General features: G+C 65.1%; 23 protein-coding genes. 9 read left to right on the forward strand and 14 right to left on the reverse strand.

Annotated elements, in window-relative coordinates; genetic code table 11:
• Positions 1–147: 147 nt before the first annotated feature.
• The 3 genes from AC1DUR_RS03640 to AC1DUR_RS03650 form a co-directional block, all read right to left on the reverse strand.
• Positions 148–804, reverse strand: coding sequence for an SPOR domain-containing protein (locus AC1DUR_RS03640; protein ID WP_477721250.1), 657 nt, complete (start codon positions 802–804; stop codon positions 148–150).
• Positions 798–1682 carry a biotin--[acetyl-CoA-carboxylase] ligase gene (locus AC1DUR_RS03645; protein ID WP_477721251.1) on the reverse strand — a complete coding sequence of 295 codons (885 nt, stop codon included), beginning with the start codon at positions 1680–1682 and terminating at the stop codon, positions 798–800. The genes AC1DUR_RS03640 and AC1DUR_RS03645 overlap by 7 nt, the downstream gene beginning before the upstream one ends.
• A gap of 81 nt (positions 1683–1763) precedes the next feature.
• Complete coding sequence (locus AC1DUR_RS03650; RefSeq protein WP_477721252.1) at positions 1764–2450, reverse strand: SET domain-containing protein; 687 nt, start codon at positions 2448–2450, stop codon at positions 1764–1766.
• An 84-nt stretch (positions 2451–2534) separates the two neighbouring features.
• Here AC1DUR_RS03650 and AC1DUR_RS03655 point away from each other — a divergent pair, with 84 nt between their 5' ends.
• The 4 genes from AC1DUR_RS03655 to AC1DUR_RS03670 all read left to right on the forward strand — a co-directional run bounded on the left by AC1DUR_RS03655 (position 2535) and on the right by AC1DUR_RS03670 (position 7481).
• Positions 2535–3053, forward strand: coding sequence for a TlpA disulfide reductase family protein (locus AC1DUR_RS03655; protein WP_477721253.1), 519 nt, complete (start codon positions 2535–2537; stop codon positions 3051–3053).
• Entirely contained in the window at positions 3050–6028 is a 2979-nt protein-coding gene (locus tag AC1DUR_RS03660) for a DNA topoisomerase III (protein ID WP_477721254.1), read from the forward strand. Before AC1DUR_RS03655 ends, AC1DUR_RS03660 begins: the two co-directional genes overlap by 4 nt.
• A gap of 11 nt (positions 6029–6039) precedes the next feature.
• Positions 6040–6816, forward strand: a complete 777-nt coding sequence (locus tag AC1DUR_RS03665; RefSeq protein WP_477716483.1) for a helix-turn-helix transcriptional regulator — start codon at positions 6040–6042, stop codon at positions 6814–6816.
• 110 nt (positions 6817–6926) lie between these two features.
• Complete coding sequence (locus AC1DUR_RS03670) at positions 6927–7481, forward strand: YbhB/YbcL family Raf kinase inhibitor-like protein (RefSeq protein WP_477721255.1); 555 nt, start codon at positions 6927–6929, stop codon at positions 7479–7481.
• Between the two features lie 63 nt (positions 7482–7544).
• Here AC1DUR_RS03670 and AC1DUR_RS03675 read toward each other — a convergent pair whose 3' ends face one another.
• From AC1DUR_RS03675 to AC1DUR_RS03720, 10 genes are all read right to left on the reverse strand, one after another.
• Complete coding sequence (locus AC1DUR_RS03675; protein WP_477721256.1) at positions 7545–8204, reverse strand: HAD family hydrolase; 660 nt, start codon at positions 8202–8204, stop codon at positions 7545–7547.
• A gap of 126 nt (positions 8205–8330) precedes the next feature.
• Positions 8331–9704: an aldehyde dehydrogenase family protein gene (locus tag AC1DUR_RS03680; protein WP_477721257.1), complete on the reverse strand. Its 1374-nt coding sequence runs from the start codon at positions 9702–9704 to the stop codon at positions 8331–8333.
• Positions 9701–10519 carry a gamma-glutamyl-gamma-aminobutyrate hydrolase family protein gene (locus tag AC1DUR_RS03685; protein ID WP_477716479.1) on the reverse strand — a complete coding sequence of 273 codons (819 nt, stop codon included), beginning with the start codon at positions 10517–10519 and terminating at the stop codon, positions 9701–9703. Before AC1DUR_RS03685 ends, AC1DUR_RS03680 begins: the two co-directional genes overlap by 4 nt.
• A 139-nt stretch (positions 10520–10658) precedes the next feature.
• Positions 10659–11792 (reverse strand): iron-containing alcohol dehydrogenase, encoded by a 1134-nt coding sequence (locus AC1DUR_RS03690; protein WP_477721258.1) that lies wholly within the window; start codon positions 11790–11792, stop codon positions 10659–10661.
• Between the two features lie 37 nt (positions 11793–11829).
• Entirely contained in the window at positions 11830–12354 is a 525-nt protein-coding gene (locus AC1DUR_RS03695; RefSeq protein ID WP_477721259.1) for an N-acetyltransferase family protein, read from the reverse strand.
• Positions 12355–12365: 11 nt separating this feature from the next.
• A complete protein-coding gene (locus AC1DUR_RS03700; protein WP_477721260.1) occupies positions 12366–13748 on the reverse strand; it encodes a glutamine synthetase family protein in 1383 nt (460 codons plus the stop codon).
• Positions 13749–13776: 28 nt separating this feature from the next.
• Complete coding sequence (locus AC1DUR_RS03705) at positions 13777–14901, reverse strand: 2-aminoethylphosphonate--pyruvate transaminase (RefSeq protein ID WP_477721325.1); 1125 nt, start codon at positions 14899–14901, stop codon at positions 13777–13779.
• Between the two features lie 152 nt (positions 14902–15053).
• Positions 15054–16760: a putative 2-aminoethylphosphonate ABC transporter permease subunit gene (locus AC1DUR_RS03710; RefSeq protein WP_477721261.1), complete on the reverse strand. Its 1707-nt coding sequence runs from the start codon at positions 16758–16760 to the stop codon at positions 15054–15056.
• Entirely contained in the window at positions 16760–17812 is a 1053-nt protein-coding gene (locus AC1DUR_RS03715; protein WP_477721262.1) for a putative 2-aminoethylphosphonate ABC transporter ATP-binding protein, read from the reverse strand. Before AC1DUR_RS03715 ends, AC1DUR_RS03710 begins: the two co-directional genes overlap by 1 nt.
• Before the next feature lie 141 nt (positions 17813–17953).
• Complete coding sequence (locus tag AC1DUR_RS03720; RefSeq protein WP_477716473.1) at positions 17954–19003, reverse strand: putative 2-aminoethylphosphonate ABC transporter substrate-binding protein; 1050 nt, start codon at positions 19001–19003, stop codon at positions 17954–17956.
• Positions 19004–19191: 188 nt separating this feature from the next.
• On the opposite strand from AC1DUR_RS03720, the gene AC1DUR_RS03725 reads away from it, so the two are divergent.
• The 5 genes from AC1DUR_RS03725 (at position 19192) to AC1DUR_RS03745 (ending at position 24342) form a co-directional block, all read left to right on the forward strand.
• Entirely contained in the window at positions 19192–19986 is a 795-nt protein-coding gene (locus AC1DUR_RS03725; protein ID WP_477721263.1) for a phosphonate utilization associated transcriptional regulator, read from the forward strand.
• Entirely contained in the window at positions 19973–21214 is a 1242-nt protein-coding gene (gene phnA, locus AC1DUR_RS03730) for a phosphonoacetate hydrolase (RefSeq protein WP_477721264.1), read from the forward strand. Before AC1DUR_RS03725 ends, phnA begins: the two co-directional genes overlap by 14 nt.
• Positions 21215–21304: 90 nt before the next feature.
• Positions 21305–22726, forward strand: a complete 1422-nt coding sequence (phnY, locus tag AC1DUR_RS03735) for a phosphonoacetaldehyde dehydrogenase (protein WP_477721326.1) — start codon at positions 21305–21307, stop codon at positions 22724–22726.
• 199 nt (positions 22727–22925) lie between these two features.
• A complete protein-coding gene (locus AC1DUR_RS03740; RefSeq protein ID WP_477721265.1) occupies positions 22926–23495 on the forward strand; it encodes a phosphonate degradation HD-domain oxygenase in 570 nt (189 codons plus the stop codon).
• Positions 23485–24342: an EamA family transporter gene (locus AC1DUR_RS03745; protein ID WP_477721266.1), complete on the forward strand. Its 858-nt coding sequence runs from the start codon at positions 23485–23487 to the stop codon at positions 24340–24342. Before AC1DUR_RS03740 ends, AC1DUR_RS03745 begins: the two co-directional genes overlap by 11 nt.
• A gap of 78 nt (positions 24343–24420) precedes the next feature.
• Here AC1DUR_RS03745 and AC1DUR_RS03750 read toward each other — a convergent pair whose 3' ends face one another.
• Positions 24421–25863, reverse strand: a complete 1443-nt coding sequence (locus tag AC1DUR_RS03750; RefSeq protein WP_477721327.1) for a sensor histidine kinase — start codon at positions 25861–25863, stop codon at positions 24421–24423.
• Positions 25864–26077: the final 214 nt, after the last annotated feature.

Below are 26077 nucleotides of genomic sequence, written 5' to 3' on the forward strand. Positions count from 1 at the left end.
CGGGGGGCAGCGAACCACACAAAGTGGGGAGCGTGGGGGCCTGTATTTTCAAGCAGGGGCCGCGGGACTGGCTTTGCCAGACCGCAGGCGCAGCGGCCCCCTCGGGGGGCAGGAAGCTACACGCAGTGAGCGACCGTGGGGGCTTTGTTATCTGCAGGCCTGCAATGCCTTGCCCTCGAGCTGGGGCTTCAGGGACTCCAGCTGGGACCGCAGCGCGGCATCGACCGCAGCCAGCTTGAGCAACTGGCCTTTCGCTTCGGGTCGTTCCAGCACGACCCGGGCGGTGCGCACGCCGAGGGTGGCGGCCCTGGCCAGTTCGCGCTCGGCCTCGGCCTGCGAGCCGAAGTGGCCCAGCGACAGGCCGGGGGCCAGCGTCGGGTTGAGCAGCGGCTCGAAAGACACGCCCCGCTGGCGCAGCTCGCCGCGTTTTTTGGCCAGGGCTTCGTCGCTGCTGTATTTACCCATGTAGATGATCCAGCGGCCGGGCTCGGCGCTGCTTTCGAGCGACCAGCTGCCGGCGGGCAGGCTGGCTTGCAGGCGGGGGCGGAGCGCGCCGGCCTGCTCGTCGCTGAAGAGGCCGGCCTGCAGGCACTCGGCAGAGCTGGAGGGACCGCCGGCGCTTTCAAATTGCCGGGCTTCGCCCGTGCTGAGCAGCTGCATGGCTTCCGGCCGGATCTGCTGCTCCAGGCGCTGGGGCTCGGCCTGGATGGCCGGAGCCCATCCGTAATCGGCCAGCAGGCCCTGGGTAAAGGCAAAGTAGCCTGCGTTGGCCAGCAGCAGCGCCAGCACCAGCAGCCTCAGCATGGGCGGTTGCCCTTTGCCGCCGAAACCGGCCGCACGCTGACTTCGGAACTGGTGATTTCTTTCATGCCAGCCGCAGTATGCACGAGCAGGGCGCCGCTTTCACTGACGCCGTGCGCCGTGCCTTCGGTGCCGTCCGAGAGCCTCACGGCGCGGCCGGCGAGCACATCGCGCGCCGAAAAACGCGCCTGGAAGGGGGCAAAGCCGAATTGTTCAAAGGCCTGCACGGCCTGCACCAGCGGGGGCAGCGTGCGCAGCAGCGCTTCGCCGGCATCCACGCCGGGGCGCAGGTCCTGCAGGCAACCGGGCGGGACGGCCATGGTGGCGGGCGAACCGGAGGGGGGAGCGGAAAGTTGCACCGGCAGGATGTTGATGCCGACACCGATCACCACATAGCGAATGCCGCCCCAGCTGGCGGTCTCCACCAGAATGCCCCCCAGCTTGCGCTCGCCCTCGCGGGTCTGGCCGGAAAGCCAGAGGTCGTTGGGCCATTTCAGGCCGATGGCCGGTTGGCCTGCCGGCCGCGGGTCCAGGCTTTCCGCCAGGCTGATGCCGACGGCCAGCGACAGGCCCGACCAGTCGGCCGGCTGCAAGGGTAGGCCCAGGGAAAAAGTCAGGCTGTTTGAGCGCCGGCTTTCCCAGCTGCGGCCGGATCGCCCGCGCCCGGCGGTTTGCTGTTCGGCCACCAGCAGCAGGGGCTCGGGCCGGGGCGGCGCATCGGCGCTGCCGCGAAAGCGCCGCATCAGCTCGCTGTTGGTCGAGTCGATCTCGGGCAGGACCTCCACGGTAAACCCCGGCAAGGAGGGTGCTACAGCCTTCCAGATGGCCTCGGCGGGCCATCGGAGGGGGGAGGCCGGGGCGGCTGTCGGGGAGGAAGTCACGGCGAGGGGTTGAACGTGGAGGATGGGAGGGGTGGAACGGTGAAACGGTGAAATGGGGCGGTGGCGGTGAAGCGGCCCGGTTCAGTCCTTCTTCCTTTTGTTCTTTTTGGCCTGGGATTTCTTGCTGTCGAGCTTGGCTTTTGCTTTGGCCTTGGCCTTGTCGCTGGCCTTGTCTTTTGCTTTCGGCTTGTCCTTGCCTGCGTCTTTGCCGTTGTCCTTGTCCTTGGGGGCGAGCAGCGTGCCACGGCAGGTTTTGGCGCCGCACCAGCAGGGGTATTCGGCCTTCAGCTTTTTGGTGTACTTGGCATCGATGATCAGGCCGTAGTCGTAAAACAGCTCTTCGCCGGCCTTAATGTTGCGCAGCGCCTTGATGAAGACCCGCCCCTCGTCTTCGTCGGCCTCGCAGTTGGGTTTGCAGCTGTGGTTGATCCAGCGCGAGGAATTGCCGCCGTACTTGGCGTCGATCACATGCTTTTCATCGATGTGAAAGTAAAAGGTGTGGTTGGGGTCTTTCGGGTCGTGCGGGTGGCGCCGCAGGGCCTCCTTCCAGGTCACCACCTCGCCCACGTACTCGATCAGCGTCTCGCCTTCTGCCAGGTCCTGCAGGGCAAACACGCCCTTGCCGTGCACGCCGGAGCGACGGGTCTGGATGCGGCGGCCGTCGGCGCCGGACGCGCCCTCGGGCGCCAGGGAAGAAAGTGCGGAAGGGCTCGCAGCGGCCTGGTTTTTTGACACGGGGTAATTTTTTGGTATGGTTAATTCATGCATGTGCGCGCACAGGCGTGCGTGCGCACCCGCGCGCGTACCTGCGCGTGAAGTGGTTATTGTAGTGATGCATTCAGGGAGTCTGCTGTGTTGAAGCGCCGAAACGTCATTCAGTCCATTGCCGCGCTGGCCGCGCCGGGCGTGGGCCTGCCGGCGTGGGCCAGGGAGCCGGAAGGCCCGCTGCCGAAGGTGGGCAGCACGCTGCCTTTGCCGTCCCTGACGCTGCTGGATGGTCGCCGCTGGACCCCCGCCGATGCCCAGGGCAAGGTGCTTGTGGTGTACTGGTGGGCCAGCTGGTGCCCTTTTTGTGCGCTGCAGTCGCCTCATATAGAGGCTTTGTGGCGCGCGCAGAAGGACCAGGGGCTGGACGTGCTGGCCTTGTCGATTGACAAGCAGCCTGCAGCGGCGGCCGGCTATTTGAAAGCCAAAGGCTACAGTTTTCCCGCGGGAATGCTGACCCCCGAGGTCGGCAAACTGCTGCCCAAGCCGGCGGGTCTGCCGGTCGTGGTGGTCATGAAGGTGACCGGGCGGAATGGAAAAGTCGTATTTGCGGAAAGCGGAGAGATGTTCTCCGAAGATGTGGAAGGTTTGAAGAAGTACTTATGAAAACTCTGGTGATTGCAGAAAAGCCCTCGGTGGCACAAGACATTGTGCGTGCCATCACGCCCACGGCGGGGAAGTTCGAGAAGCACGACGAGTACTTCGAGAGCGACGAGTGGCTGGTCACCTCGGCCGTGGGCCACCTGGTGGAGATCCAGGCGCCCGAGGAGTTTGACGTGAAGCGCGGCAAGTGGAGCTTTGCCAACCTGCCGGTGATTCCGCCGTACTTTGAGGTCAAGCCCATCGACAAGACCAAAACGCGGCTCAACGCCATCGTCAAGCTGGCCAAGCGCAAAGATGTGGGCGCCATCGTCAATGCCTGCGACGCGGGGCGCGAGGGCGAGCTGATCTTCCGGCTGATCCAGCAGTACGCCAACAGCAAGCACCCGGTCAAGCGCCTCTGGCTGCAGTCCATGACGCCGGCCGCGATCCGCGAGGGCTTTGACAGCCTGCGTACCGAAAAGCAGATGCAGGGCCTGGCCGATGCCGCGCGCTCCCGCTCCGAGGCCGACTGGATGGTCGGCATCAACGGCACCCGCGCCATGACCGCCTTCAATTCACGCGATGGCGGCTTCTTCCTGACCACCGTGGGCCGCGTGCAGACGCCGACGCTGTCGGTGGTGGTGGAGCGCGAAGAGAAAATCCGCAAATTTGTCAGCCGCGACTACTGGGAGATCCACGCATCTTTCCTGGCCGAAGCCGGCGAATACCCGGCCAAGTGGTTCGACCCGAAATGGAAAAAGGCCGCGGCGAATGCCGACAATGCCGAGCCCGACGCCGAGCTGCGGGCCGACCGCGTCTGGTCGGAGCGCGAAGCGCTGGCGATTGCCGAGGCGGTGCGCGGCAAGGCCGCCACGGTCACGGAAGAGTCCAAGCCGACCACGCAGGCCGCCGGCCTGCTGTTCGATTTGACCTCTCTACAGCGCGAAGCCAACGGCAAGTTCGGCTTCTCGGCCAAGACCACGCTGTCGATTGCGCAAAGCCTGTACGAGCGCCACAAGGCGCTGACCTATCCGCGTACCGACTCGCGCGCGCTGCCCGAAGACTATTTGCCGGTGGTGAAGCAGACCTTCGAAATGCTGGCTGACAGCGGCATGCGCCACCTGGCGCCGCACGCGGCCACGGCCATCAAAGGCAACTACATCAAGCCCAGCAAGCGGATTTTTGACAACGCCAAGGTGAGCGATCACTTCGCAATTATCCCAACCACGCAGGCGCCCAGTGGCCTGAGCGAGGCCGAGCAAAAGCTGTACGACCTGGTGGTGCGCCGCTTCATGGCGGTGTTCTACCCGAGCGCCGAATACCTGGTCACCACGCGTATCTCGCAAGCGGTTGGACATAGCTTCAAGACCGAGGGCAAGGTGCTGGTGAAGCCCGGCTGGCTGGCAATTTACGGCAAGGAAGCGGCCGATGAAGTGGCCGATGCCAAGGACGGCGACAAGGGCCAGAGCCTGGTGCCGGTCAAGCCCGGCGAGATGGTGCGCGCCGAAGTGGTCGAGGCCAAGGGCCTGAAGACCCGGCCGCCGGCACGCTACAGCGAGGCCACCCTGCTGGGCGCGATGGAAGGCGCCGGCAAGACCATAGACGACGACGAGCTGCGTGAAGCCATGCAGGAAAAAGGCCTGGGCACGCCGGCCACGCGCGCCGCCACCATTGAGGGCCTGATTGCCGAGAAGTACATGCTGCGCGAAGGGCGCGAACTGATCCCGACCGCCAAGGCCTTCCAGCTCATGACGCTGCTACGCGGCCTGGGCGTGGAAGAGCTCTCCAAGGCCGAACTGACCGGCGAGTGGGAGTACAAGCTGGCCCAGATGGAGCATGGCAAGCTGAGCCGCGAAACCTTCATGGCTGAAATTGCCGCCATGACGGAAAAGCTGGTCAACAAGGCCAAGGGCTACGACAAGGACACGATTCCCGGCGACTACGCCACACTGCAGACGCCCTGCCCCAACTGCGGCGGCGTGGTGAAGGAGAACTACCGCCGCTACACCTGCACCGGGAAAAATGGTGGCGACGGCTGCGGTTTTTCATTCGGCAAGACGCCGGCGGGCCGCACCTTTGAAACGGCCGAGGTCGAGCAGTTCCTGCGCGACCGCAAGATCGGGCCGCTGGAGGGGTTCCGCTCCAAGGCGGGCTGGCCCTTCACCGCCGAGATGGTGATCAAGTTCGACGAGGAAACGAAGAACTACAAGCTGGAATTCGATTTTGGCGACGACAAGAACGGCGAGACCGGCGAGATCGTGGATTTTGTCGGCCAGCAGTCGCTGGGCCCCTGCCCGCGCTGCGCCGCCCGGGTGTTCGAGCTCGGCAAGAACTACGTCTGCGAAAAGTCAGTGCCCACGCTGGAGCAACCCACACCGAGCTGCACCTTCAAGACCGGCCAGGTGATCCTGCAGCAGCCGATCGAGCGCGAGCAAATGCACAAGCTGTTGGAAACCGGCAAGACCGACCTGCTGGACAAGTTTGTCTCCATGCGCACGCGCCGCCCGTTCAAGGCCATGCTGGCCTGGGACAAGGAGGCCGACAAGGTGAACTTCGAGTTCGCGCCGTCCAAGTTCCCGCCGCGCAAACCGGCGGCCGCCAAGACGGGGGTCGTGAAGACGCCGTTCGGCAAGACGGTGGCGGCCAAAGGGGCCGCAGGCGATGCGGCGCCGGCGGCCAAGAAAGCTGCGGCCAAAAAGGTCGCCGCCAAAAAAGCGCCGGCCAAGACGGCCGCACCCAAGGTGGCGCGCAAGGCAGCCACCCCCAAGCCGGGTGCCGGCCTCAAGCCCAGCGCATCGCTCGCCGCGGTGATTGGCGCCGAGCCGGTGGCCCGCACCCAGGTGATCAAGAAGCTGTGGGACTACATCAAGGCCGAAGGCCTGCAGGACGCCACCAACAAGCGCGCCATCAATGCCGACGCCAAGCTGCTGCCGGTCTTCGGCAAGCCGCAGGTGACGATGTTCGAGCTGGCCGGGATTGTGGGCAAGCACCTGAGCTGAGGCGTCCGCCAATGGATGCCCCCGCCGCATCACATGTCCTTTCGAGCACGGTCCGCCACCGCATCCGCACGATCACGGTGCGTGACGACATGGTGGGCTGGGTGGCCTCGGGCAGCAAGCGCCTGGCCACCCCGCAAGGCAGCACCGGTTTTCGCACCGGCGACGTGTTCGTGGTTCCGCGTGCGACGCAATGGGACATGGTGAACGACCCCGCGCCGCAGGGCCGTTACATCGCGCGCGTGTTGACTTTCGCGCCGCCGCTGGTGGAGCTGTTCCATGAGCGCTTTGGCCAGTTCGCTGCCACCCCGGTCGTGCAAGGCTGCGCCAGCCTGCTAGTCGACGAGGCGTTTACCGCCACCTTCGGCCATGCCGCTGCGGCCCTGGAGGACAGCGAAGCGTCGCAGGCCATGCGCCAGCATCGCGCGCTTGAAGTGCTGTTGCTGCTGGCCGAGCGCGGCCTGGTGTTCGCGCCAGCCCGTGAACTCGGCTGGGCCGACCGCGTGCGGCGGCTGGCGGGGCAGCGCCCGCAAGCCGTCTGGACGGTGGACGACGTGGCCCGCGCCTTTCACCTGAGCGCCAGCACCCTGCAGCGCCGGCTGGCGCAAGAGGCCACATCGGTCAGCCAGTGCGTGCGCGAGGTCCGGCTGGAAACGGCCATGAGCCTGCTGCAAACGACCGGGCTGCAGGTGTCTGAAATTGCCGGCCGCTGCGGCTACGAATCACACAGCCGCTTTTCCGCGGCGTTCCGCGAGCGCTTCGGCTTCGCGCCTTCGCACCTGCGTCCTTGAGAACGGGTTGCGGAGGGCTCTGGGCTCTGCCGCACAGCAATTGATGCGGCGCAGCCAGCAAGGTGCGCCGGTTTGCACCATCATCCGGTTCTCATCTTCAGGAGAATTTCATGAAACGCACGCTTCTCATCGCCGCCCTGGCAGGCGCCGCCACGCTGGCGCACGCCGCCGCCTTCACGCTCACCAGCCCGGACATCAGGGCCGGCGGAATGATCCCCAAGAGCTTCGAGTTCAACGGCTTTGGCTGCTCGGGCGACAACAAATCGCCCGCGCTCAAGTGGAGCGGCATGCCCAAGGACACCAAGAGCTTTGCCGTGACGGTCTACGATCCCGACGCGCCCACCGGCTCGGGCTGGTGGCACTGGTCGGTTATCAACATTCCGGCTTCGGTGACGGAGCTGGCGCCCAACGCCGGCGCTGTGGGTGGTGCAAACCTGCCCAAGGGTGCGGTCCCGGTGCGCATCGATTACGGCGTGGCCGGCTGGGGCGGCACCTGCCCGCCGCAAGGCGACAGGCCGCACCGCTACATCTTTACCGTGCATGCGCTCAAGGTCGACAAGCTGGAGGTGCCGGCCGATGCCACGGCGGCGCTTGTCGGCTTCATGATCAACGCCAACACGCTGGGCAAAGCCAGCTTTACCGCTAGATATGGCCGCAAGAAATAAGAACAGAAGAACAGCCGCGTGTCCGGGATCGTGTCGGCTGCGCTTCAGCCGGGCTGGCCCTGCTCAGCGCAGCTGCAGTGCCGGCCAGCCGCGCTCGCCGCCTATGGCCGCCAGTGTCGCGTCGGCGTTCACCGTCACCGGGTGCTTCACCGCTTCCAGCAGCGGCAGGTCATTGATGGAGTCGCTGTACGCCGTGGTTTTGAAGTCCTTGAAGCGCAGGCCGCGTGCCATCAGCCAGTCATGCAGGCGCGTTACCTTGCCGGCACGCATGTTCAGTGTGCCGGTGGTGCTGCCGGTAAAGCAGTTGTCTTGCACTTCGGGCTCGGTGGCAATCAGGTGCTCGATGTTCAGGTAGAAAGCGGTCAGCTCGGTGAGGAAGCGGTTGGTGGCCGTGGTCATGACGACCAGGTCGCCGGCTTCCAGGTGCTTGTCGACCAGCGCCACGGCCTGCGGCGTGATGCGCGGGACGATCCATTCCGAGAAGAACTCCTGCCGCAGGGGTTCCCACTCGCGCACGGTGCGTCCGGCCAGGGTGCCCACATAAAAATCGGCAAACTCTTTCAGATCGACCGTGCCGGCCTTGTAGCGCGCTTCGATGTCGGCATTGCGGGCGGAAAAATGCGCTTTGTCGAGCACGCCTTTTTCCATGAGGAAGTCGCACCACAGCACATCGCTGTCACCGCTGAGCAGGGTGTGGTCGAGGTCGAAGAGGGTCAGGCGCATGGTGTTCTCCTCATGACGAGACAATTTTCCGACGGGCCGCCCCGAGCAGGTTCAGCCCCGCTTTCCCGTGCAAGGGGCAGCGCACCGCCGAAGGCACGCGAAGCGACAAGCGTGGGGGCCATATTTCTAGGGTTGGCGCAAGTGCCAGGCCTTGGGACGGGTGAAGGTCTGGATGCCGTAGGTGGACAGCGTCAGGCCAACGCCCGAATCGCCGTAACCGCTCCAGGGCAGGCGCGGGCTGACGCGGTCGCAGCAGTTCCAGTAGACACTGCCCGCATTCACCTGCGCCAGCAGCGCCTTCGCACGGGTCTCGTTCGGGGTGAACACGCCCGCCGTCAGGCCGTAGCGCGTGTCGTTCATGAGCCTGACGGCTTCCTCGTCGCCGGCGACTTTCTGGATGCCGATGATGGGGCCGAAACTTTCCTCCTGCATCAGCGCCATGCCGTGGTTGACGTCGGCAAACACGGTGGGCGCATACCAGTTGCCCGGGCCCGGCAGGCGGTGGCCGCCGGCCAGCAGCGTGGCGCCTTTGGCTTTGGCGTCCAGCACCTGCGCATCCAGCACCTCCAGCTGGGGTGCGCGCGTGATGGCGCCGATATAGGTGTCCTCGGCCATCGGGTCGCCGACCTTGAAGGTCCTGACCGTGTCGACAAAGGCGGCCACGAACGCGTCGTGAATCTTCTCGTGCACGTAGATGCGCTCGACCGAGCAGCAGCTCTGCCCGGTGTTGTACATCGCGCCGTCGGCGAGCGACTCCGCGGCGGCTTTCGGGTCGGCATCGTCGCAGACGTAGGTCGGGTCCTTGCCGCCCAGCTCCAGCTGCAGCTTGACCATGCGCGGGCCCATGGCGCGGGCAATCCGCGCGCCCGTCGCGTAGGAGCCGGTGAAAAAGAGGCCGTCCACCTTCTGCGCCAGCAGGGCTTCCCCCACGGCCGCGCCGCCGACCAGCGGCACAAACACATCCCGGGGCACGCCGGCGGCGTGCAGCAGGCGGGCCATGGCCAGGCCCGTCATGGCGGCATATTCGGAAGGCTTGTAGAGCACGGCGTTGCCCGTGAGCAGGGCGGGAATGAACACATTGCCGCCGACGAACCAGGGGTAGTTCCAGGCCGAGATATTGGCCACCACGCCCAGCGGCGCGTGTTCGATCTGCTCGGTCATGCCGCCCTCGCTGAAGACGGTTTGCGTGGCGGTGGTGCTGTCGAGTTCTGCCAGGAAGAAGTCGACGCGCCCCAGCAGGCCGTTCAGTTCGTTGCGCGACATCTTGATGGGCTTGCCGGTTTCGTGCGTCATGGTCGCGGCCAGCGCGTCCAGCTCGGCCACGATGCCGGCGCGAAAACGCGTGATGCAGGCCTTGCGCTCGGCCAGCGGCACCCTGGCCCAGCCGAGCTGGGCGGCACGCGCCTGGTCGGCCTTGCTGGCCACCGTGGCAGCGTCATCGGCCGGCAGGTCCGTGATCAGGGCACCGGTCGCGGGGTTGTGGATGGACAGTTGCGTCATGCCTTGCTTTTTCGGGAATGGTTGTGATGGTTGTGCTTGGCGTCCGCCACGGCCGACAGGAAGTCTTCGAGCATGGCGGCGTCATCAATCGTGTCGGAGCCGGGCTGGTGGAATTCGGGATGCCACTGCAGCGCGGCGATATAGCTTTTGGAGCGGTCCTTGCGGCGTATGGCTTCCACAATGCCGTCGCCGACGCTGTAGGCCTCGACTTCAAATTCGGGCGACAGCTTCTTGATGGCCTGGTGGTGAATGCTGTTGACGCGCACCCGCTCCACGCCGGGGTACAGCGCCGACAGCCGGGAGCCCTGCACGATGTCCACGCTGTGGAAATTCTGGTCGTAGGCCGCCGCGTCGCGGTGAAGGAAGGAGTCGGGCACCTGGGTCTGGATGTCCTGGTAGAGCGTTCCGCCAAAGGCCACGTTCAGCAGCTGCAGGCCGCGGCACACGCCAAAAATCGGCTTTCCGACGGCTTCGAATGTGGCGACCAGCGCCTTGTCGTATTCGTCGCGTATCCGGTCGCCGGACCATTTGTCTTCCATGGGCGCCTCGCCATAGCTGCCGGGCCAGACGTCGGCGCCGCCATGCAGCACCAGGCCGTCCAGCCACTGGGCGTAATGCTCATAGGTCACATCGCCGCGCCGGGTACTGCCCGTGGGGCAGGGCACCATGACCACCATGGCGCCCGAGGACATCAGCCAGTGTGCGATGGACTGCTCCACGTACTGCAGTGTCTTGCCGGTAAAAAAAGACCGGCTCGGATCGGCGTGCGAAAAGCAGGCCGATAAACCTATTTTGAGACGACTGGCGGCGGTCATGGAGCCCCCACGCTTTTCACTGCGTGTAATGCGCTGCCCCCCGAGGGGGCGCTGCGCCTGCGGCCCGGCAAAGCCGGTTCCGCGGCCCCTGCTGGAAGTGGGAGTGGGGCCTCCATCACGAGAGTTGTCATATCGGCGTTCATAAAGCGGCCTCGAACAGCTTTTGAAAGTCCTCGGCCTTGCAGGGCCGCGGGTTGGTCTGATGGCAAATGTCGGCCGTGGCTATTTCGACCAGCCGCGGCAGGTGTTCACGCTTGACGCCGTGCGCCGACAGCGGACCGGTGATGCCGACACTTTCTTTCAGCTGCTTGAGCCAGGGCACCAGGGCCTTGCCGCCGCCGGCCACGCCGCAAACATGGGCCAGCTCGTCGAATTTGGCCGGGGCGGCTTCGTAGTTCCAGGCCAGCACCGTGTCTATCATCAGCGCGTTGGCCAGGCCATGGTGCAGGTCGCACACCGCGCCCAGCGCATGCGCACACGAGTGCACGGCGCCCAGGTCTTTCTGGAAGGCAATGGCGCCCATCATGGAGGCCATCATCATGTCGCCTCTAGCCTGCAGGTTGCCGGGCTCTTTCACCGCGGTGAGCAGGGCCCGGGCAGCGATGCGCGTGCCTTCGAGCGCAATGCCGTCGCACAGCGGATGGTAGGCGGGCGACAGGTAGCTTTCGATGTTGTGGGTGAGCGCGTCCATGCCGGTGGCGGCCGTCACATGCGGCGGCAGGCCGAGCGTGAGTTCGGGGTCGGCGAACACCACCTTGGCCAGGATTTTGGGGCTGAACACCACGCGCTTGAGGTGCGTTTCGTTTTCGCTGACCACGCTGGAGCGGCCGACTTCGGAGCCGGTGCCGGAGGTGGTGGGCAGGGCCACAAAGTAGGGCAGCTCGCCCGTGATGGCACGCACCTGCGGGTGGTCCCAGGCGTATTCCAAAATGTCGCCCTCATGGGTGGCCGCGACGCCCACCACCTTGGCCACGTCCAGCGCCGCGCCGCCGCCAAAGCCGATCACGCAGTCGGCCTGGTGCTCCTTGAACGCCGCGGCGCCGTCCATCACCTGGCTGCAGGTCGGGTTGCCGGACACGCCGGAAAATACCGCCACCTCCAGCCCCGCCAGATGGGTCCTGAACTCGGCCAGCACCGGCAGGGCCGCCAGGGCCTTGTCGGTCACGATGAGCGGGCGCTTGCAGCCGGCCGCCAGCAGGGCTTCGGCCACCTGCTTGCGTGCGCCCGGGCCGAATTTGATGGCGGTGGGGAAGGAGAAGCTGGTGATGGTCATGGGGTTAGAGGGCCAGAGGGTTATGAGGGTGGGGTGGTCAGAAGGACCGGGCGTGTGTGAGCTGGCGGTACATATGGGTTTTGCCCAGACTGGCGCCGTTGACCCGTATCGCGTCGGGCTCCGTGCCGAAAGACGAAAAACCGGCGCTTTCGTAGAGCGCCACGGCCTGCCGGTTGCTGTCCGTGACAGTGAGAATGACAAGCTCCACGCCCCAGGTTTTTGCCGTTTGCAGCACGGTGTCGACCAGCGCGCGGCCGAGACCCTGGCCGCTGTATTCCTCCGCCACATACATGCTCACCAGTGAGGCCTTGTGGCGGTTTTTCAGGCGGGTTTCACGGCTGAGCCCCACCATGCCGGCCATGACGGATTTCTCGCCTTCGACAAAAGCACCCCAGAGTTTTTCACTTGTGCTGGCGGCCAGCCTTTTTTCGGTGTCGGCCATGGGGCGCAGGGTTTCCTCTTCAAAACTCGACGTGAAGGCATCGGGGTGCTCGCGCAGGCCACGCAGCCGAAAGGCCCGGTAGACCGGCGCATCGGAGATTTCAAGGGGTCGAATTTCCATGCCTGCCATGTCTAGATGATCTCGAAGTAGCGTTTTAATTCCCAGTCGGTCACCCCGTCAAGCCATTGCCGCCATTCCCAGTCACGGGTCGCGGCGAAGTGGTCGACAAAGGTATCGCCCAGCCAGTCGCGGGCAATGCTGGACTGCTGGAAGATGCGGGTGGTTTCGATCAGGGTGCGCGGTGCGCGCGGAATGTGCTCGGCGCCCTGGTTGGTGCCGGTGATGGGCGGCGCCGTGAGCTTGAGGCCTTTTTCCACACCGTCCAGCCCGGCCGCAATCACGGCCGCCATGGCGAGGTAGGGGTTCACGTCGGCGCCCGGGCAGCGGGTCTCCAGCCGCGTGGCCTTGGGGCTGCCGGCAATCACGCGAAAGCTGGCGGTGCGGTTGTCCATGCCCCAGGTGGGTTTGACCGGCGCCCAGAAACCGTCGACCAGGCGCTTGTAGCTGTTGATGGTGGGCCAGATCAGCGGGCCGAAATCCATCATGCAGGCGACCTGCCCGGCCACATAGCTTTCAAACAGCTTGCTCATCTTGCGCGGGTTTTTCGCGTCGTAGAACAGGTTGTTTTTGCCGTCGGACAGGCTCTGGTGGATATGCCCGCTGCAGCCGGGCAGGTGCTGGTTGGGCTTGGCCATGAAGCTGGGCATGATGCCGAAGCGCGCACCGATTTCCCGGGTGCCGGTCTTGAACAGGATGGCGCGGTCGGCCTGCGCCAGCGCTTCGCTGAAGCCGATGGCGGCTTCATAGACGCCGGGCCCGGTCTCGGTGTGCAGGCCTTCAATCGGGATGTCAAAGGCCAGCATCTCATCCATGATGGCCTTGAAGAACTCGCGGTTCTGGTTCATGCGCAGCACCGAATAGCCGAACATGCCCGGTGTCAGCTGCTCGGGCCCGACGCCTTTTTTGGCGGCCCAGCTGTGCGGTGTCTCCAGGAAGTTGAACCACTCGAATTCCATGCCGGTCATCACCATGAAACCCATCTTGTCGGCGCGCTTGAGCACGCGCTTGAGCGTCTGGCGCGGGCAGACGGCATGCGGTGTGCCGTCCGCGTTGACGAATTCTCCGAGAAAGAAGGGCACACCATCGTCCCAGGGCACATGGCGCGCGGTGTTCAGGTCCAGCCTGGCCAGCGCGTCGGGAAAGCCGTGCTGCCAGCCGGTGACCGTGGTGTTGTCGTAACAGCTGTCCGTCATGTCCCAGCCCAGCACCACGTCGCAAAAGCCAAAGCCGCCCGCCGGGTAAGGCTCGGCGGTGCCCAGAAACTTGTCGCGGTGCAGGTATTTGCCGCGCAGGACGCCGTCGATGTCGCTGACGGCCACCTTGACCTTGGTCGCACCTGATTTTCTGACCGCCTCTACAGCGGGGTGGGTCTTGCCGGATGCTTTGCTGGCCATGCTGACTCCTGGTTTTTTATCGGTGTGCTCAATGCGCGGGTACGGCAGAGGGGACGCCCATGTCCTGCAACGCCCCGGCGATGGCCTGGACCGCCTGCTCCATTTCCCGCGGGCCGATCGCACCGATACAGCCTACACGGAAAGTTTCCACCTGGGTGAGTTTGCCGGGGTATAGGACAAAGCCGCGTTCGCGCGCGGAGGCATAGAACCTCTTGAATTCATAGCGGCTGTCGGCCGGCGCATGAAAGGTCACGATGATGGGGGCCTGGATGGCCGGGTCCAGGAATGGCTTGAAGCCGAGCCGGGCCATGCCGTCGACCAGCGTGGTGTAGTTGCGCTGGTAGCGCGCCAGGCGGGCGGGCTGGCCACCTTCCTCCTCGAACTGCGCAATCGCCTCGGCCAGCGCTACCACGACGTGCGTGGGGGGCGTAAAGCGCCATTGCGTGGTCTTCTCCATGTAGATGTACTGGTCGTACAGGTCCATGGCCAGCGACTGGCTGCGGCCGGCGCAGCCGTCCAGAATCGCCTTGCGGATAAAGACAAAGCCCATGCCGGGCACGCCCTCCAGGCATTTGCCGCTGGCCGCCACCAGCGCATCAAAGTGCACCTTGCGCGCGTCGATTTCCAGCGCGCCAAAGGAACTCATGGCGTCCACGATCAGGCCCCTGCCGTGGGCGGCGCACACGTCGGCCACCTCCTGCAGCGGATTGAGCACGCCGGCGCCGGTTTCGCAGTGGATCAGGATCACATGGCTGATGCTGGCATCGGCCTTGAGCTGGTCGGCCAGCGCGGCGGCAGACACCGGCGCCGCTTCGTCGAACGGCAGCACGGTGCAGCGGCGGCCCATCAGCGTGGTGAGGCGCGCGGCGCGTTTGCAATAGGCGCCATTGTCCAGCACCAGCACATGGCCGTCATGTGGCACCAGGGTGGCGACGGCGGCTTCGACGCTGAAGGTGCCGCTGCCCTGCAACGGCACCACCATATGCGAATCGTGGCCGTGGATGATGTCCAGCAGGCTGCGCCGCACGCTGGCCGTCACGGCGTTGAAGTCGGCGTCCCAGGAGCCCCAGTCTTTCAGCATGGCCAGCTTGGTGCGCAGCGTGGTGGTGAGGGGGCCCGGTGTGAGGAGGATTTTGTCTCGATCCATTTTTATCTTTCAGTTCCAGTGCCAGCTTCAGGCAATGAGAGAACGTGGGGGATAGTGGTCTTCACCAGCAGGGGCCGCGGGACTGGCTTCGCCAGACCGCAGGCGCAGCGCCCCCTCGGGGGGCAGGGAGCTACACGCAGTGAGCGAGCGTGGGGGCACTACTTCCTCCATGCTTGCGTACGGCGGTTGATCCACCACGCCAGCGCCATGAAAAGCAAAGTTGCAATCGTTGATGCAATACCAATCAGCACGGCCATGGCCGCGGCGGCGCCCATTTCGCCGGCTTCGTCCAGGTTCAGGATGGCAATCGATGCCACCTTGGTTTCGGGTGAATACAAAAACACCACGGCCGAAATGGTCGTCATGGCATTGATGAAGAAGTAACGCGCAATGTCCACCAGCGCCGGCGTGCAGATGGGCAAGGTTACGCGCCAGAAGGTCTTGAAGAACGGCACCTTGAGCGAGGCGCTGACCGCCTCGAACTCGCTGTCCAGGCTCTTCAGCGCCGTCACCGCGGTGAGGTGGCCGGTGGTGTAGAAGTGCACGATGGTGCACAGCGTCAGCAGCGTCAGCGTGTGGTACAGGCCGCCCAGGGGGTTGTCCGGCGCATTGAAAAAGAAAATGTAGCCCAGGCCCAGCACCAGGCCGGGCACGGCCATGGGCAGCATGGCCAGCATGCGCACGAAGCCGCGCAGGTTGTCCATGCCCTTGGTTTTTTCCAGCAGGTAGGCGCCGCAAAACACCAGCGCCGTGCCGAAGAACGCGGTGCCGGCCGACATCTTCAGGCTGTTCATGAAACCCACGCCCACTTCCGCATCGACCAGGCCGAGCGTGTAGTGGCGCAGGCTGGGTGTGAGGTTGTAGGGCCAGAAGCTGGCGAACGAGGCAAACACGGCCATCGCCAGCATGGCCAGCACCAGCAAGGCGATCGCGCAGCAATACAGCGTCATGAGGGCGTCGTAGCCGCGCGCGGGCGTGGGGCGGTAGGGCACTGCGCGCGCGGTGAGCATCGCGGTCTGCCGCTTGCTCACGTAGTTGTCGACGGCGAAGGTCAGCACGGCCGGTGCGAGCAGGAGAATCGCCACCACGGCGCCCTTGGCGAAGTCCTGCTGGCCGATCACCAGCTTGAAGACGTCGGTGGCCAGTACATTGAAGCTGCCGCCGATGACCTTGGGAATGCCGAAGTCGGTGATGACCAGGGTGAAGGTGACGAGGGCCGCCGAGATCAGGCCGTACTTGGCGCCCGGCAGCGTGATGGTGAAGAATTTGCGGCGGGCGCTGGTGCCCATGGCATTGGCCGCCTCATACAGCCGCGCATCCGACAGGCTCAGCGCGGTGAGCAGAATCATCAGCGCATGCGGGAACACGGCAAAGCATTCCGCAATCACGATGCCGGGCGCGCCGTAGATCTGCTCCACCCCCAGGCCCTGCATCCAGCCCTTGAGCACGCCCTGGTTGCCGAACCAGTAAATCAGGGAAATGGCCGACAGCAGCGACGGGGCCAGCAGCGGGATCAGCGTGATGCCGCGAAACAGCGCCTTGTAAGGCATGCACGAGCGCGCCAGCGCGTACGCAAAGCCGAAAGCCAGCGGCACGGTCACCACGGTGACGGCGACGGACACCCAGATGCTGTTCCACAGGCTTTCCAGCAGCGCCGGGGTCTTCGCGTAGTCAATGAAGTTGTCAAACCAGACGAAATCGCCGGCCTTGTCTTCCACGGCCTGCTGCAGGATGGTGATCAGCGGCGCCGCGAGGAACGCTATCAAAATGACAGCCACCAGCGCCAGTGCGGCGTAGGCGAGGTGGTCAATCCAGTGCACGCGCTGCCTGACCAGCGGGAGTTTGGCGGCGGTGGACAGGGGCATCAAAACACCTTGATGCGTTCGGGCAGCAGCCGAAGGGGCAGGGTCGAGCCGATCTGCAGCGACTGCTCGGACAGGAAGTTGAGCGAAAGATAAACCGTGAGCCTGTGCTTGTCCAGTGCGGGGGAGGTCACATGCACGTGGCAGAAGGACCCGAGAAAGTCGATTTTCTCGATGGTGGCGTTGAACACATGGGGGTCGCCCTCGGCAATGGGACGGGCCAGCACGTCTTCGGGCCGCAGGTAGACCTTGACGTCGCGGTCGGCGCCGTCGCAGGGCAGGCAGAGTGCGCCAAACCTCATTTCGCCGCCCCTGACATGGGCCGGCAACACATTCACCTTGCCGACAAAATCGGCCACGAAGGGCGAGGCCGGCTCGCGGTAAATCTCCATCGGCGTGCCCACCTGCTCGATCAGCCCCTCGTTGATCACGACAATGCGGTCGGCCACGCTGAGGGCTTCTTCCTGGTCGTGCGTCACCATGATGGTGGTCACGCCCAGCTTTTGCTGCAGCGCCCGGATCTCCTGGCGCAGCCGCACGCGTTCCAGCGCGTCCAGGGCCGACAGGGGCTCGTCCAGCAGCAACAGGCCCGGTGAGGTGGCGAGCGCCCGCGCCAGCGCAATGCGCTGCTGCTGGCCGCCCGACAGCTGGCTGGGGTATTTGGACTCGCTGCCCGGCAGGCCCACCAGCCTGACCAGCTCGCCCACCCGTCTGGCGGCTTCGGCCCGCCGGGTCTTGCGGTTGACCAGACCATAGGCCACGTTGTCGGCCACCGTGAGGTTGGGAAACAGCGCGTAGCTCTGGAACACAATGCCGTAGTCGCGCAGCGCGGGCGGCAGGCGGGAAATGTCGCGGCCGCCCTGGTGCACTTCGCCGGCAGTCTGCACTTCCAGCCCGGCAATGATGCGCAGCAAGGTGGTCTTGCCGCAGCCGGATGGCCCGAGAAAGCAGACGAACTCACCCTTGCGGATATCCAGGTTGATGTCCTGGAGCGCAGTAAAACCACCGAACTCTTTCCGGATGTGGCGCAGCGCGAGAAAAGTGTCGTGGGTCATTCGTGGGTCATACGTGTGTATTGCCTGGACGGGCGGCGCGCCGATGCAAAAAAGCAGGCAGCGGCGTGGAACCGGCTCCGCCGGGCCACAGCGGCTGTCCCCCTGAGGGGGAGACGGCGGCCAAAGGCCGCCGACAGGGGGCTATTTTTTTTCTGTTTTGCTGTTATAGCGCCGGGTCCATTCGTTCAGGATGCGTTCGCGGTTGTCGGCGGCCCAGGTGAAGTCCATCTTCACGAGGCGTGCTTCATAGTCCTTGGGCACGTTGGCCAGCGGCGGCGCCAGGCCTGGCTGCGCCGTGATGGCGAAGTTCTTGCCGTACAGCATCATGGCGTCCTTGCTGGAAGCCCAGTCAGCCAGTTTTTTGGCGGCGTCCAGTTTCTTGGTGCCCTTGTGGATGGCAAACGCCTCGAGGTCCCAGCCCAGGCCCTCTTTCGGGAAGACCAGGTCGATCGGTGCGCCCTTGGCCTTGTTGGCGTTGCCCCGGTACTCGAAGGAGATGCCCATCAGGAACTCACCGGCGGCAGCCATGTTGCAGGGCTTGGAGCCGGAGTGGGTGTACTGCGCAATGTTTTCATGCAGGCCGTCCATGTATTTCCAGCCGCCGCCCTTGCCGTCCTTGTCGCCAAACAGGGTGAGCCAGGCGGTCACGTCGAAGTAGCCCGTGCCGCTGGAGGCGGGGTTGGGCATGACGATCTGGCCCTTGTAGATGGGCTTGGTGAGGTCCTGCCAGGTTTCCGGTTTGGGAATGTTCTTTTTCTGGGCTTCGGTCGTGTTGAAGCAGATGGTGGCACCCCACACGTCCATGCCAAACCAGGCCGGGACTTTTTTCTTGTCGCGGTACTGGCTCATGATGCCGTCGAGGTTGAGCGGCGCATAAGGCTCGAGCATGCCCTGCTTGTCCAGCAGGGCCAGGCTGGAAGCCGCCACGCCCATCACTGCGTCGGCCTGCGGATTGGCTTTTTCAGCGAGCAGCTTGGCGGTGATCACGCCGGTCGAGTCGCGCACCCACTTGATGTCGATGTCGGGATGCGCCTTGTTGAAGCCTTCCTGGTAGGCCTTGAGCTGGTCGGTTTCCAGGGCGGTATAGACCAGCAGCTGGGTTTTTTGCGCGGAGGCCGACGCTGCGATGGCCAGCAGGCCTGCTGCGGCGAGTGCCTTGCCGAGGGATTTGAGATGGAGAGCCAGCTGCATACATCGTCCTTTGTGAAAAACCTGCCATGTTGTGACCTGATCGTGTCAGCGGGATGACATGTGATGGCGCAACCTGCGCTCAGGCCATATCGATCCAGCTCGAGTGAATTGGACGCCGCCCCTTTTTACTTGTCAATTGTTTTTTGCAGATTGTTGACATTTTTTGGTTTTGTGCTTCAATGCAGGGCATGAACGCAGTCTTTCACCCCACCATCGCGCTCCTCCAAAACAGTTCCCTCACCACCGTAGTGCAGCAGGAAATCGAGCGGGCCATTCTCGTCGGCGAGTACGAGCCCGGCAGCAAGCTGATTGAAGCGGCGCTGGCCGAGAAGATGGGTGTCTCGCGCGGGCCGGTGCGTGAAGCCTTTCGCATGCTGGAGGAAGCGGGGCTGGTGCGCAACGAAAAAAACCGCGGCGTCTTTGTGCGCGACATCCCGATCGACGAGGCGGTGGAGATTTTTGACCTGCGCGCGGCGATGGACGAGCTGGTGGGCCGCCAGCTCGCCAGGAACATCACGCCGGCGCAGCTCAAGGAAATCAAGGGCCTGGTCGACGAGATGGAAAAGGCCGTGAAGGCCGAAGACGCCTACAACTACCACCTGCTGAACCTCAAGTTCCACGACCGGTTGGTCGAGATGGCCGGCAACCGCAAGCTCACGGCGATTTACCGCAAGCTGATCAAGGAGCTGTCGCTGTTTCGCCGTCTCAACCTGGCCGACGGCTGGCTCATGCCCATTTCGGCCAGTGAGCACCGGCAGATCGTCAAGGCCATCGCCTCGGGGGACGCGGATACCGCCGGGCGGGCCATGTTCGACCATGTGATCGAAAGCAAGGAACGCACGATCGAGAACGATTTGCGGCGCCAGGCACGGCTGCAGGGCGGCGACGCCGGGACGGGTGCAGGGCAGGGCGCAGCCAGGGCCACGCACCTGAACAACACTTCGGACACCGACAGGGGAAGGCCCAAACGTGGCAACCGATAAGGCACGCGCTGAACTGACGGTGAATGGCCGGTCGTACGCACTGCCGACGCAGCCCACGGTGGTGGTGTGCGTCGATGGCTGCGAGCCCGACTACCTGGCCCAGGCCGTCGCCACGGGCCACATGCCTTGGCTGCAGCGCACGCTGGCCCTGGGTTCGGGCCTGACGGCCGACTGCGTGGTGCCCAGCTTCACCAATCCCAACAACCTGTCCATCGTCACCGGCGCGCCGCCCAGCGTGCACGGCATTTGCGGCAACTACCTGTTTGACACCGCGACCGGCACGGAGGTCATGATGAACGACCCCAAATGGCTGCGCGCGCCCACGCTGCTGGCCGCGCTGGCCGATGCGGGCCTGTCGCTGGTGGTGGTGACGGCCAAGGACAAACTGCGCAAGCTGCTCGGCCATCAGATGAAGGGCATCTGCTTTTCGTCCGAGAAGGCCGACCAGGTGACGCTGGCGGAAAACGGGATTGAGGACGTGCTGGGGCTGGTGGGTCGGCCGCTGCCGGATGTGTACAGCGCAGACCTGTCCGAGTTTGTCTTTGCCGCCGGCGTGAAGATCATGCAGAAATACCAACCCGACGTGATGTACCTGTCGACCACCGACTATGTGCAGCACAAGCATGCGCCGGGTACCGACGGCGCCAACGCGTTTTACCGCATGATGGACGGTTACCTGGCCCAGCTGGATGCGCTGGGCTGCGTGATCGCGCTGACCGCCGACCATGGCATGAATGCCAAGGTTGCGCTGGACGGCACGCCCGATGTGATTTACCTGCAGGACTGGTTTGACGAGTGGCTGGGCACGGCGAAAGCGCGCGTGATCCTGCCGATCACCGACCCGTATGTCGTGCACCATGGCGCGCTCGGCTCGTTTGCCACGGTCTACCTGCCGGATGGTGTGGACGTGACCGCGGCCTGCGAACGCCTGGCGCAGCTCCAGGGCATGGAAGTCGTGCTGACCCGCGAACAGGCCGCCCGGCGCTTTGAGTTGCCGGCCGACCGCATTGGCGACCTCGTGGCCGTGTCGGAGCGCTTCACCGTGATCGGCACGTCGGCGTCGCGCCACGACCTCTCCGCACTGGAGGTGCCGCTGCGCTCGCACGGCGGCCTCAGCGAGCAGCGCGTGCCGCTGATCGTGAACCGCAAGCTGCCGGGGCTGGACAGGAACCGGCGTTTCCGGAACTTCGATGCCTTTGACCTGGCGCTGAACTATGCACAAGGCTGAGTCTTATTCCCTCTCCCAAAGGGAGAGGGGGGAAACATCCAGGAGTGTTGTGTGACGAGCGACTACATCCGCGACCACCAGCTCAATGCCATGCGCCTGGCCGGCCGCAAGGTCGGCGCCGAGCGCAGCGGCGGGCGCGCGATCCAGGTTTTCAATCCCTACACCGAAGCGCTGATTGGCACGGTGCCCAAGGCCACGCTGGAGGAAGTGCGGGAGACCTTCGCCAGGGCGCATGCCTACAAGCCCCAACTCACCCGCTACGAACGCGCTGCGATTCTCAACCGTGCAGCCGCCATCATCCAGGCGCGGCTTGGCGACGTGGCGAATCTGATCACCGCCGAGTCCGGGCTGTGCCTGAAGGACTCGCTGTACGAAGCCGGGCGCGTGAGCGACGTGCTGTTGTTCGGCGCCAGCGAAGCGCTCCGGGACGACGGCCAGATTTTCAGCTGCGACCTGACACCGCACGGCAAAAAGCGCCGCGTGTACACGCAGCGCTCACCGCTGCTGGGTGTCATCACCGCCATCACGCCCTTCAACCACCCGATGAACCAGGTGGCGCACAAGGTGGTGCCCAGCATCGCGAGCAACAACCGCATGGTGCTGAAACCCTCCGAAAAAGTGCCCTTCTCGGCCATCCTGTTTGCCGACATCCTGTACGAGGCCGGCCTGCCGCCCGAGATGCTCAGCGTGGTCACCGGCGACCCGCGTGAAATCGCCGACGAGCTGATCACGAACCCGCTGGTCGACCTGGTGACCTTCACCGGCGGCGTGGCGATCGGCAAATACATCGCGTCCAAAGCCGGCTACCGCCGCGTGGTGCTGGAGTTGGGCGGCAACGACCCGATCATCGTGATGGAAGATGCCGACATCGACGAAGCGTCCACGCTGGCGGTGCAGGGCTCGTACAGGAACTCGGGCCAGCGCTGCACGGCCATCAAACGCCTGCTGGTGCACGAGGCCGTGGCCGGCCAGTTTGTGGAACAGGTGCTGGCCAAGACCCTGGCCTGGAAATACGGCGACCCCACCGACCGGGCCAACGACATGGGCACGGTGATCGATGAGGCCGCCGCCATGCTGTTCGAGTCGCGCGTCAACGAGGCGGTGGCGCAGGGCGCCAAGCTGCTGGCCGGCAACCAGCGCCGCGGCGCGCTGTATTCGCCCACGCTGCTGGACCATGTCCTGCCGCAGATGACGGTGGCCCGGGAAGAAACCTTTGGCCCGGTGTCGCCGGTGATCCGTTTCAGGAACATCGATGAAGCGATACAGATCTCCAACGGCACGGCCTACGGCCTGTCGAGCGCGGTCTGCACCAACCGCATGGATTACATCACGCGCTTTGTGAGCGAACTGCAGGTGGGCACGGTCAATGTCCGCGAAGTGCCGGGCTACCGGCTCGAACTCACCCCTTTCGGTGGCATCAAGGACTCGGGCCTGGGCTACAAGGAGGGCGTGCAGGAAGCGATCAAGAGTTTCACCAACCTCAAAACCTATTCGCTCCCATGGAGTGGCTGATGCTCTCCCCGAAGCGCCTTCGGCGCCCCGTGCAACGGCCAGAGGCCGAAGCTCTTCGAGGCCTCCAAGCCTGCGAAAGCAGGCTTGGAGCCGCGGCCCTCAGCCCCAGGGGCGGCCACCTGCGGCCCGGCGAAGCCGGTTCCGCGGCGGCCACTGGCCTGTGCGTCCTTCTCTATTGTTCATCCTTTGAGGAATTCACGTGCTGAGCTTTGACGACATTGAACACCTCTTCACCGAGCGCGGCGGCGAGCAGTACAGTGGCGAGCCGGTCACGCAGCTGCAGCACGCGCTGCAGACCGCGGCGCTCGGCGAGGCCGAAGGCGCCAGCGACGAACTGGTGACCGCCGCCCTGCTGCATGACCTGGGGCATTTGCTGCACGACCTCGGCGAGACGCCTTCGCTGCGCGGTGTGGACGACGTGCACCAGTACCGCGCCCTGCCCTTTTTGCGCGGCCTGTTTGCCGACGAGGTGCTGGACGCCATCAAGCTGCATGTGGACGCCAAGCGCTACCTGTGCGCCGCCCGGCGCGGCTACCATTCCAGCCTCTCGGCGGACTCCAAGCGCAGCCTGCTGCTGCAAGGGGGGATCTTCTCGGCCGAAGAAGCCGCGCGCTTCATTGAGCAGCCCGGCGCTGTGGATGCGGTGAAGCTGCGCCTCTGGGACGACCTGGCGAAGGACGCCAGCAGGATCACCCCGCCCTTGACGCATTTCCTCGCACGCGCGCAGCGCTGCGCCCTGCCCCCGTCAAGGCCTGCTGTTGCCCTCTGACATCCTGGCGCTGACCTGGCCGGTGCTGGGTGCCGTGTTGTTCGGCGCACTGCTGCACGCCGGCTGGAACGCCCTGGTCAAATCCAGCACGGACAAGGCGCTGGACATGGCGGTGATCCACCTGATCGGCTCCGTGCTGGCCGTGCCGCTGGTCGCGCTGGCGGGGTGGCCGCGCCCGGAAGCCTGGCCTTTCATCGCCGCCTCGGTGGTGATTCATATCGGCTACTACATCGCCACCACGCAGGCCTACCACCATGGCGAGCTGGGCCTGACCTATCCGCTGATGCGCGGCGTGGCCCCCTTGCTGGTGGCCCTGTCGGCCTCCTTCACGCTGGGCGAGACCCTGTCGCCGCTGGCGTGGGCCGGCATCCTCGGCATCTGCTGCGGCGTGCTGGTGCTGGGCCTGAGCCGGCACGCGCTGCATGCGCCCAAGGCCGTTGGTTTTGCACTCGCCAACGCGGTCATCATTGCCATTTACACGGTGGTCGATGCGCTGGGCGTGCGCGCCTCGGGCAATGCCCTGCAGTATGTCGCCACGCTGTTCCTGCTGGACGGCTGGCCGTTTGGCCTCCTGATGCTGGCGCGGCGCGGCCGTGCCATGGGGCACTATGCGCTGCAGCGCTGGCCGATCGCGACCGGCGGCGCGCTGGCCTCGCTGGGCTCGTATGGCATTGCGCTGTGGGCGATGACCCGGGCTCCGGTGGCTACCGTCGCGGCCTTGCGCGAAACCTCGGTGCTGTTCGCCGTGCTGCTGGGCACCTGGCTGCTGAAAGAGGCGTTCACGATGCGCCGGCTGCTTGGCACCTGCGTCATTGTGGGTGGCGTGATGGCCGTACGGCTGGCCTGACCGCCCGCAAGGCATCTTCACAACCGTCGCGGTGTGATGCAGCACTGACGCGCCGGCTTCAGCCGACTTCAACCACCATCAGCCGCCGTCGGGCAAGTCCATGCCGACAAAGCGCACGGCCACGCGCGTGCCCGGCGACTGCGGGTGGCCTGCCAGGGCCGCGTCTTCAATGGTGATGGTGGCGCCATGCTGTTTGGCGATCTCCAGCACGATCGCCAGCCCGAGGCCCGACCCATCCACGTTGGTGCCGAGCGCCCGGTAAAAGGGCTGGAACACCAGTTCGCGTTCCGACTCCGGAATGCCGGGCCCCGAGTCTTCCACCAGCAGCACCAGCACGCCGCTGAAGCGGTCGGTCATCAGCCGCACCGTGACCTGGCCTTTTTCGGGGGTGTAGTTGATGGCGTTGTCCAGCAGGTTGCGCACCAGCTCCTTGAGCAGCGTCGGGTTGCCTTCCAGCTGGCTGGACGGCTCGCCGGCGGGTGGGCCGTCGTAGCCGAGGTCGATCTGCTTGTCGAGCGCGCGCGGCACCGAGTCGGCCATGACTTCCGAGACGATGTGCACCAGGTCCACGTGCTGCTTGGCCAGGCTGCGGCCGGTGGTTTCGGCGCGCGCCAGCGCCAGCAGCTGGTTGACGGTATGCGTCGCGCGTATGCTGGCGCGGCCGATGTGCTTGAGCGATTTCTTGAGCTCGTCGGTGTCGGTTTCACGCTGCGCCAGGTCGGCCTGCATGCGCAGGCCTGCCAGCGGCGTTTTCAACTGGTGCGCTGCGTCGGCCAGAAAGCGTTTTTGCGTGGTGAGCGACACTTTGAGCCGGCTCAGCAGATCGTTGATGGAGGACACCAGCGGCGCGACTTCTTCAGGCACGAAGGTTTCATCGAGCGGGCTCATGTCGTCGGACTTGCGCGCGCGAATGCGTTTTTCAAGTTGTGCCAGCGGCTTGATGCCGCGCACCAGCGCCAGCCACACCAGCAGCACGGCCAGCGGCAGGGTCACGAACTGCGGCACCATCGTGCCCTTCACAATCTCCGTTGCCAGTGTTTTGCGTTTTTCCAGTGTTTCCGCGACCTGCACCAATACTGGCGCCGCGCCTTTCACGTCCACCTTGAGCCAGGTGTAAGCCACGCGAACCTCTTCGCCCTGGATGACATCCTCGCGCAGCCGCACCTCGCCGTTGGTGGGCTTGTCCTCGTCGGGCGGCAGGGGCAGGTCGTGCTCGCCGCTAAGGTATTCGCCGTGCGTGCCCACCACCTGGTAGTAAACCAGGTCGGTGTCGTCGGCACGCAGAATCTCGCGCGCCGGTGCGGTCAGGTTGAACTGCACCTGGTTGTTCCTGACCACCACGAGCTTGGCCAGCGCCTGCACGTTGTATTCCAGCGCGCGGTCAAAAGGCTTGCCGGCAATGTTTTGCGCCACCAGCCAGGTCAGCGCCAGACTGATCGGCCACAGCAGCAGCAGCGGCGTGAGCATCCAGTCGAGGATCTCGCCAAACAGGCTGCGCCGCTCGCGCTGGAAGAGTCTCAGGGCCACAGGACTGTTTGCCCCCACGCTCCCCACTTCGTGTGGTTCGCTGCCCCCCGAGGGGGCCGCCCGCCTGCAGTCCGGCAAAGCCGGTCCTGCGGCTTGAGCTTGCCAAGGCGGATTACCGTTGGCGACCCATGAATTTGCAAGTCGGGGCCGCGGAACCGGCTTTGCCGGGCCGCAGGCGCAGCGGCCCCCTCGGGGGGCAGAGAGCTAC

This window comes from Polaromonas sp. P4_F4, assembly GCF_056401355.1.